Genomic DNA, 7,010 nt, shown 5'->3' with positions numbered 1-7,010 from the left:
CCCCATAATAATCCCACCGCGACCACCGAGACCTACACTCTCTCCGTCGTCGGCAGCGTCAGATGTGTATAAGAGACAGGAAGCGCACCGGGCCCGGGCAGCCGCCTTCCTGATCACCACCACCGAGGGCGCGGCGCTGCATCTCCGACGCCTGCAGGAGCGAGCCGACGACTTCGATCCGGCCGTGCGCGACCGGTTGATCGCCGGCGCCATGCTGCCGGCTTCCTGGGTGGTGCAGGCCCATAAGGTCCGCCGCTGGTTTGCGGCCGAGGTGGCCCGGCTGTTCGAGGCGGTCGACGTGATCCTGGCGCCCGCGACCCCCTGTGCGGCGCCCGAACTCGGGCAGGCCACCATGGTGCTGGGCGGTGAGACCCTGAATGTGCGGGCGAACCTCGGACTGTTCACCCAGCCGATCTCCTTTATCGGCCTGCCGGTCGTGGCCGTGCCGGTGTGGAGCGAGGCACCGCTGCCGATCGGCGTCCAGGTGATCGGCCCGCCGTGGCGGGAAGGCCTCGTGCTGCGGGTCGCGGCCGAGCTGGAACGCCAGGGGGTGGCGACGGCGCCCGTGGCGGCGGCCTTCCGCGACCGCTGACGGGAAGGCGTCGCTTTACAAGGCCGCCCTCAGATCCTAGGTCCAGCCTACGGGGCGCCCGCTTCGTATCCGGCCCCGCAGGCGGCCGGCAGGCCTGCCCGGCGGTATGAAACCGAGGGGCTGGTCGGCGGCGCAGGCTGGCGCGACCTTTGGAGACGATCATGGATATCCGCGGCGAACTTTTGATCGGCGGCGAGGCCTTCGTGGGCAGCGGACCCGGCTTCCAGGGCATCGAAGCCGCGTCCGGCCACCCCATCGAACCGACCTTCCCGGCCGCCACGGCACAGGATCTCGACCGCGCCTGCGGCTTGGCGGCCGAGGCTTTCACCGCCTTCCGCGACACCGCCCCCGAGGCTCGGGCGCGCTTTCTCGAATCCATCGCGCAGAACATCCTCGACATCGGTGACGCGTTGATCGTGCGCTGCATGGCCGAAAGCGGCCTGCCCCGGCCGCGTCTCGAGGGCGAACGGGGCCGCACGGTCGGCCAATTGCGGATGTTCGCAGGCGTGCTGCGCGACGGTGGCTTCCTGCAGGCCCGCATTGACCCCGCGCTGCCGGAGCGTAAGCCCCTGCCCCGTCCCGACCTGCGGCTGCGCATGATCGGCGTCGGCCCGGTGGCGGTGTTCGGCGCGTCCAACTTCCCGCTCGCCTTCTCGGTGGCGGGCGGCGACACGGCGGCAGCCCTGGCGGCCGGCTGCCCGGTGGTGGCCAAGGCGCATCCGGCGCATCCCGGCACCTCGGAGCTCGTCGGCCGCGCCGTGCAGAAGGCCGTGGCCGATTGCGGCCTGCCGGCCGGCACCTTCGCACTGTTGTTCGACGGCGGCCGTGACATCGGCCAGGGCCTGGTGGCCGACCCGCGCATCATGGCGGTCGGCTTCACCGGCTCGCGGGCCGGCGGCATCGCGCTGATGAAGATCGCCGCGGCCCGGCCGCACCCGATCCCGGTCTATGCCGAGATGAGCAGCATCAACCCGGTGGTCCTGCTGCCTGGCGCCTTGGCGGCCCGCGGCGAGGCCATCGGCCGCGAGTTCGTGGCGTCTGTGGCGCTCGGCGCCGGCCAGTTCTGCACCAATCCCGGCCTGCTGCTGGCCATCGAGGGCCCGGCCCTCGATGGTTTCGTGGCAAGCGCCAAGGCCGCCATGGCCGAGACCGCGGCCGCCACCATGCTGACGCCCGGCATCGCCAAGGCCTACGAGGCGGGCGTGTCGGTGCTCGAAGACCATGCCGCGGTCGAAACCTTGGCGCGCGGCCGCGCCGGCGAGGGCCTGCAGGGCCAGGCCGGCCTGTTCAGCACGCACGCCGATGCCTTCCTGACGCATCCGGAGCTCGGCGACGAGGTGTTCGGCGCCGCAGGCTTGTTGGTGCGCTGTCGCGATGCCGCCCAGCTGCAGGCCGTGCTGGAAAGCCTCGAAGGGCAGCTGACCGCGGCCCTGCACATGGTGGAGGCCGATCACCCGACGGTCCGCACGCTGCTGCCGGTGCTCGAGACCAAGGTCGGCCGCATCCTGGTCAACGGCTTCGGCACCGGGGTCGAGGTGGCGGACGCGATGGTGCATGGCGGCCCCTTCCCGGCCACCTCGGATGGCCGCACCACCTCGGTCGGCAGCCTGGCGATCGATCGCTTCCTGCGCCCCGTATCCTACCAGGGCCTGCCGGACGCCCTGCTGCCCGACGCCCTGAAGGACGCCAACCCGCTGAAGCTGTGGCGGCGGGTCGATGGTGCCGTGAAGGCACCCTGACACTGGCGCGATGCCGGTCGCCATCCTGGCGATCGGCCCGAGGTTTTGATCCTGGCCGACTCCCGCCACCCATGCCCGCAGTGGTTTCGCCCACCGCGGGCCTGGGCTGCATTGGGGCCGGGCACGTCCCTTCGCTCCTTTCAATCATTCTAAGTATTCACGCCATTTTGAATGGTTTGAATGAAGTGCATTGTGCGCAACAGGCCTTCTTGAAATAGCCAAAGGCCTGTTTCGGCCAACACAGTTTTCGATCGGCAGGGGTAAGACACGGCATCGTTCTTGGGGTGCTGGGTTGCTGCTTCTGTATCGTCGGATCTCCCGCCGCGTCCGCTGGACACGTTGTGGCTTGCAGCAGGCCCTGCTGGGCTCGTTGGCTCTGCCGATGCTGTCAGCGTCAGCGGTTTGGGCCTAGCCGACGGCGCCCCTGAACATGCAGGTCAGCGCTTTCGACGTGCAGGGGCGGCAAAGCCAGCCCTTCGATACGCCCGCCGGGCCAACCGGCCCCATGGCCACGCAGGCAATCGCCACCAAAACCAACACCCCACTCAAGCGTCCCGGGCACAAAGCTACCCGGTGGACCGGCTCGCGGCGCCTTCTTATGGCCGCGGTGGAGACCATCGTGATCCGGTCAAACTTGCGCGCCACACGGTGCCTTCCAGCTTCTGCGAAGACGGCATGACCGACCCGACCGCGACGGACCTCGAACATCTTTGTGCGACGCTGTTCGTCGGCTCCAACGCCACTTGGGCCGGCAGTCTGAGTTTCGCCGACCATCCCGATGCGGTTCCGACCTCTTGCCTCGACGACAAGGCGCTGTTCGACGACCTGGTCGGACGCTTCGGCCAGGCGCATCCGGGAGCTGATCGGCAGGCCGTAATGTCGTTCTGGAGCCAGTTCTACTTCGCTCGGCTGACCATCGTGCTGACGACCTTCTGCCTTGCGGCCGACCGGCCGCTGCCGCTCGACTTCGCCGGACTGAAGGTGCGGTTCTGCCCCCAAAAGGGAACGCCGCTTTGTTTTCACCTGGGTTGCGGCGGCCCTGCCCGCCCGGCCGATGCCTTGGTCAGATCGCTCTACGACGAGCAGATCGCCGGGACGGTCGCCTGCCTGAAACGTCACAGCGGATTGTCGGCGCGGTTATATTGGGAAAACGTCGGATCCTACGGCATGTGGATCCTGGGCGAGATGGCACGCCTGCAGGCCGCTCCCTGCCCGGCGGCTGACCTGTTGCTGGCCGACCTGCAATGGCCCCGCACCGGATGCACGATGCTGCCGCACATGAAATCTGCCGCCCGGGAAGCGCGACCCGCCGAGCGTCGCGTTTGCTGCCTGCGCTATCGTCTGCCGGGCGTCAGTCGCTGCGTTCAAGGTTGCCCGCTGTCGGCGGAGGTGACGCCAGCCCTCGCCTGAAGCAGGAAACCGGGTGGCCGTGCTGGGAATCCCGCTCGCAGACTCTGACGTCTGCAATGGACAGGCAAAGGCGCTGGGCTAAGCCCAGACACTGTCTTCGAGCGTTCGCATCACGAGGATCCACAAACGGAAGCAGCAGGCCTTCAGACTGAATCAAAGTACCGGCCGTTCGGCAATTTAATCGCGAGCCAAAAGCACACCTATCGCGTGGATACCCACAACAGCCTCAGTGGCGCGTCCACACAGGACTTAAACGCCTGACACTCGGACATAATTGGCAGGAGAGGTGGGACTCGAACCCACAACCCCCGGTTTTGGAGACCGGTACTCTAGCCGATTGAGCTACACTCCTGCACGGCGGGCAACCCGCAGCACGCTGTAGGTTTGCCGTAACATCGGAGCCAACGCAAGCGTTTCGAGACACGATGTGTACGAAACGCGGTTGCCTCACGCCCGAAGTGTCAGCCGTAGATGCTCATCCAGGCATCCTGGCGCATTTGGCTCGGGTCGGCGCGCAGCTCCTGGATTTCGCGCGCGTTCAGCGATTCGATCTCGGCAATGAGCCGAAGATAGCGGCGCCGCTTCTCGAGACGGGCCTGGACGGTGGATACGATGTTCTTGATCATTTGGTTCTCCTTCGGTTGGCAACCGAGCTGGTGAACCTCCCTAGTTATTCCAAATCTACGCTGCCGCATTGTGCACCGCAATAAACACCATGGCATCGCAGCCCTGCGGTTGAGGTATGCGTTTTCGATTGGTTTGCCCCAAAACGCTTAAGGTTCGTTCATGATTTCCTGAAGTCCATGCGCTGCCTGCAGGCCGCAGCGCATGAATCAACGCTGATCACCGACGTCAGTTGTTTCATGGCGCCGTGTGCACCGACAGCCGATAGGCTGGCTGGTGCCATCTCCTTAATCGGACAGGGCGGGGTACCGCCCCGCCCCAGGTCACTCGCCCGACAACAATCGGCGGCGTCACTCTCCTTCTTCCAATTGCCGCGCGGGCGGGCCCCAACTAAGCTTCGGGACCGCTCAGCCAGGAGTTTCCGATGCGCCGTCTCGCCCTGATCGCCATGTTCCTGTTCTGCGGGGCCTTGTCCGCCCAGGCTGACGACAGTTGCACCATGCGGGCCACGGCCAAGAACCTGGCTGGGGCCGCCCAGGCCAGCTTCATGAAGAAATGCCAAAAGGACGCGGCCTCCACCTGCGACAGCACCGCCACGAGCAAGAAGCTGGCAGGCGCGGCGCGCACGAGCTTCACCAAGAAGTGCGTCTCGGACGCCGTCGGAACCTGAGCTCGATCCAACAAACGCCGCATCGCGTGATCGGGGGAGCGATGCTGAGCCAGCCGAACGCCGTCTTCATCGGTGTCGATGGTGGTGGTTCTCGGACCCGCGTGCGGATCGCCGATCAAGCCGGGACGCCGATTGCCGGCGCCGAGGGTGGTTCCGCCAACGTGTATCTCGCGCCCGACACCGCGGTGCAGACCATTATGGATACGATCGAGCGTGCCGCCCTTGCGGCCGGTCTCGAGCGAGGGACGCTCAGCCATGCTGCGCTCGGCCTGGGCCTGGCCGGCATATCCTCACCCTTGATTGCCGCGCAGGTCGAAGCGCGTTTCGCCGGCCGTTTCGCCCGGGTCCGGGCCAGCGACGACGCCATTGTGGCCTGTCTCGGGGCTCATGCAGGCCGCGACGGCGGCCTGGTGATCGCCGGTACCGGCAGCGCCGCCGTGGTCCGGACAGGAGATCGGCAGATCAATCTCGGCGGCCGCGGGTTCCTGCTCGGCGACGACGGATCAGGCGCCGTGATGGGGCGCCAGGCGTGGCGGCGGGCCTTGCGGGCCCATGACGGCTTGGAAGCGTCGACTCCCCTACTGCAGGGTTTGATGGCGGAATTCGACCACGATCCCGTGGCCGTGATCACCTGGGGCCGCCATGCGACATCGAGTCAATATGGGGCCTATGCCCCGCGCATTCTCAGCGCTGCACAAGAGTGCGACCCCGCTGCACTTTCGATCGCCAACGAGGCTGCCAGTGCCATCGAGGAGTTGGTGGTCGCCACGCGTCGGCACGGCGCCCGACGCGTTTCGCTGGTCGGCGGCCTCGCGGCACCGTTGCGGCCATTCCTCGGCCGGACATGTCTCGACAGCCTGACGTCGCCTTTGCGCGATGCGCTCGACGGCGCGCTGATCCTCGCCGGCGCCTCGTTTGGCCTGCCGATCCCGGATTGATCGCGTCCCAACCGCATGGCGAGGAGGTCTTTGCCTGATCCCGCCACGTGTGACTTGGCATCACGCGCAGCCGACGCCGATCATTGACGTTTACACGAGCTAGCCATATAGCTGGTCTTGGCCGGGGCTGTAGCTCAGATGGGAGAGCGCTGCAATCGCACTGCAGAGGTCGTGAGTTCGAATCTCATCAGCTCCACCAGAAATTGCTTCTAAATTACCGAGTCCTAAGCGTCTTTTAGAACGCTTTTTGGCGTTCGACATCGGGCTGCAACGAAATCGCTATGGCTTGCTTTCCTGATCATGCGGCGCCTTCGGCCTGCACTTGAGTCCGTCCGCAAGCCCACCGGTCTTATTTGTCGCGATGCTCATGCATGTCTTCGATTGGGCCTTTCGGGATCGCAGCACAGGCCGCATCGTTATGGCGCAATGGCCAAACCTCTCGCTCTGGATCTTCATCACCGCATCGTTCGTCACGATGGCGATCGGAACCGTGACACCGGTCGGCTTGGCCGCACGCATCGCCGCAACGGTGTTCCTGTTCATCTGGGCCGGTGATGAGGTGCTGCGCGGTGTCAATCCATGGCGCCGAGGCCTGGGCGCTGCGGTGCTGATCGGATCGCTGGTCCGCTTCATTGCCTGATCACGCAGTTCCAAGCGCCTGCGGCTACTGGGCGTTGAAATGAGGCGGATCGGCTGGGAGTAGCTTCGATGGTTGTATACGGCCGGATCGCCAGGGTGATGCACGAGTGGCGATCAACTCCATCCCACCCGCATAAATTGTCAGTGTCACTTGGGTTGTCTGATGTGATCTAAGTGATCCCCTCCCCTGCCGGTTCAAGCGACACTGCCCAAATTGTAATAGGTAGGCGAGACCAGGCGTAAACAGCGATGCGGTCGTGGGTCTCGCGATTCTGCAACTCCATGGCGGGGCGCCCATAACGAAGAAGCCCCCGGGCCTTGTTGGCGCGGGGGCTTCTTGATGTTTGGTTGCGGGGGCAGGATTTGAACCTGCGGCCTTCAGGTTATGAGCCTGACGA

6 protein-coding genes and 2 tRNA genes are annotated in these 7,010 nt (G+C 65.8%); 6 read left to right on the top strand and 2 right to left on the bottom strand.

The genetic code is table 11. The features are described from left to right. The first annotated feature begins 753 nt into the window (after nt 1-753). Entirely contained in the window at nt 754-2,331 is a 1,578-nt protein-coding gene (locus P7D22_RS12110; protein ID WP_319934495.1) for an aldehyde dehydrogenase (NADP(+)), read from the top strand. Nucleotides 2,332-3,006: 675 nt separating this feature from the next. Beyond that, the gene (gene fhuF / locus P7D22_RS12105; protein ID WP_319934494.1) at nt 3,007-3,741 is read left to right on the top strand and encodes a siderophore-iron reductase FhuF; all 735 of its coding nucleotides are present in this window, start codon (nt 3,007-3,009) and stop codon (nt 3,739-3,741) included. Nucleotides 3,742-4,016: 275 nt separating this feature from the next. Here fhuF and P7D22_RS12100 read toward each other — a convergent pair. After that, a tRNA-Trp gene (locus tag P7D22_RS12100) sits at nt 4,017-4,093 on the bottom strand. A 109-nt stretch (nt 4,094-4,202) separates the two neighbouring features. Then, complete coding sequence (locus P7D22_RS12095) at nt 4,203-4,367, bottom strand: hypothetical protein (RefSeq protein ID WP_319934493.1); 165 nt, start codon at nt 4,365-4,367, stop codon at nt 4,203-4,205. 422 nt (nt 4,368-4,789) lie between these two features. Here P7D22_RS12095 and P7D22_RS12090 point away from each other — a divergent pair, with 422 nt between their 5' ends. The 4 genes from P7D22_RS12090 (at nt 4,790) to P7D22_RS12075 (ending at nt 6,613) form a co-directional block, all read left to right on the top strand. Next, entirely contained in the window at nt 4,790-5,035 is a 246-nt protein-coding gene (locus P7D22_RS12090; RefSeq protein WP_319934492.1) for a hypothetical protein, read from the top strand. A 41-nt stretch (nt 5,036-5,076) separates the two neighbouring features. Beyond that, nucleotides 5,077-5,973, top strand: coding sequence for a BadF/BadG/BcrA/BcrD ATPase family protein (locus tag P7D22_RS12085; RefSeq protein WP_319934491.1), 897 nt, complete (start codon nt 5,077-5,079; stop codon nt 5,971-5,973). Nucleotides 5,974-6,096: 123 nt separating this feature from the next. Further along, a tRNA-Ala gene (locus P7D22_RS12080) sits at nt 6,097-6,172 on the top strand. 123 nt (nt 6,173-6,295) lie between these two features. Beyond that, nucleotides 6,296-6,613 carry a hypothetical protein gene (locus tag P7D22_RS12075; RefSeq protein ID WP_319934490.1) on the top strand — a complete coding sequence of 106 codons (318 nt, stop codon included), beginning with the start codon at nt 6,296-6,298 and terminating at the stop codon, nt 6,611-6,613. The last annotated feature ends 397 nt before the right edge of the window (nt 6,614-7,010 follow it).

This window comes from Lichenihabitans sp. Uapishka_5 (assembly GCF_033947565.1).
Classification (GTDB): domain Bacteria; phylum Pseudomonadota; class Alphaproteobacteria; order Rhizobiales; family Beijerinckiaceae; genus Lichenihabitans.
The sequence above is the reverse complement of the archived record's forward strand: the minus strand, read 5'-3'. Positions and strand labels throughout refer to the sequence as shown.

Bases quoted from the DNA above. Each gene is read 5' to 3' on its own strand.
- P7D22_RS12110 (WP_319934495.1), top strand. From the start codon at position 754: ATGGATATCCGCGGCGAACTTTTGATCGGCGGCGAGGCCTTCGTGGGC.
- fhuF (WP_319934494.1), top strand. From the start codon at position 3,007: ATGACCGACCCGACCGCGACGGACCTCGAACATCTTTGTGCGACGCTG.
- P7D22_RS12095 (WP_319934493.1), bottom strand. From the start codon at position 4,367: ATGATCAAGAACATCGTATCCACCGTCCAGGCCCGTCTCGAGAAGCGG.
- P7D22_RS12090 (WP_319934492.1), top strand. From the start codon at position 4,790: ATGCGCCGTCTCGCCCTGATCGCCATGTTCCTGTTCTGCGGGGCCTTG.
- P7D22_RS12085 (WP_319934491.1), top strand. From the start codon at position 5,077: ATGCTGAGCCAGCCGAACGCCGTCTTCATCGGTGTCGATGGTGGTGGT.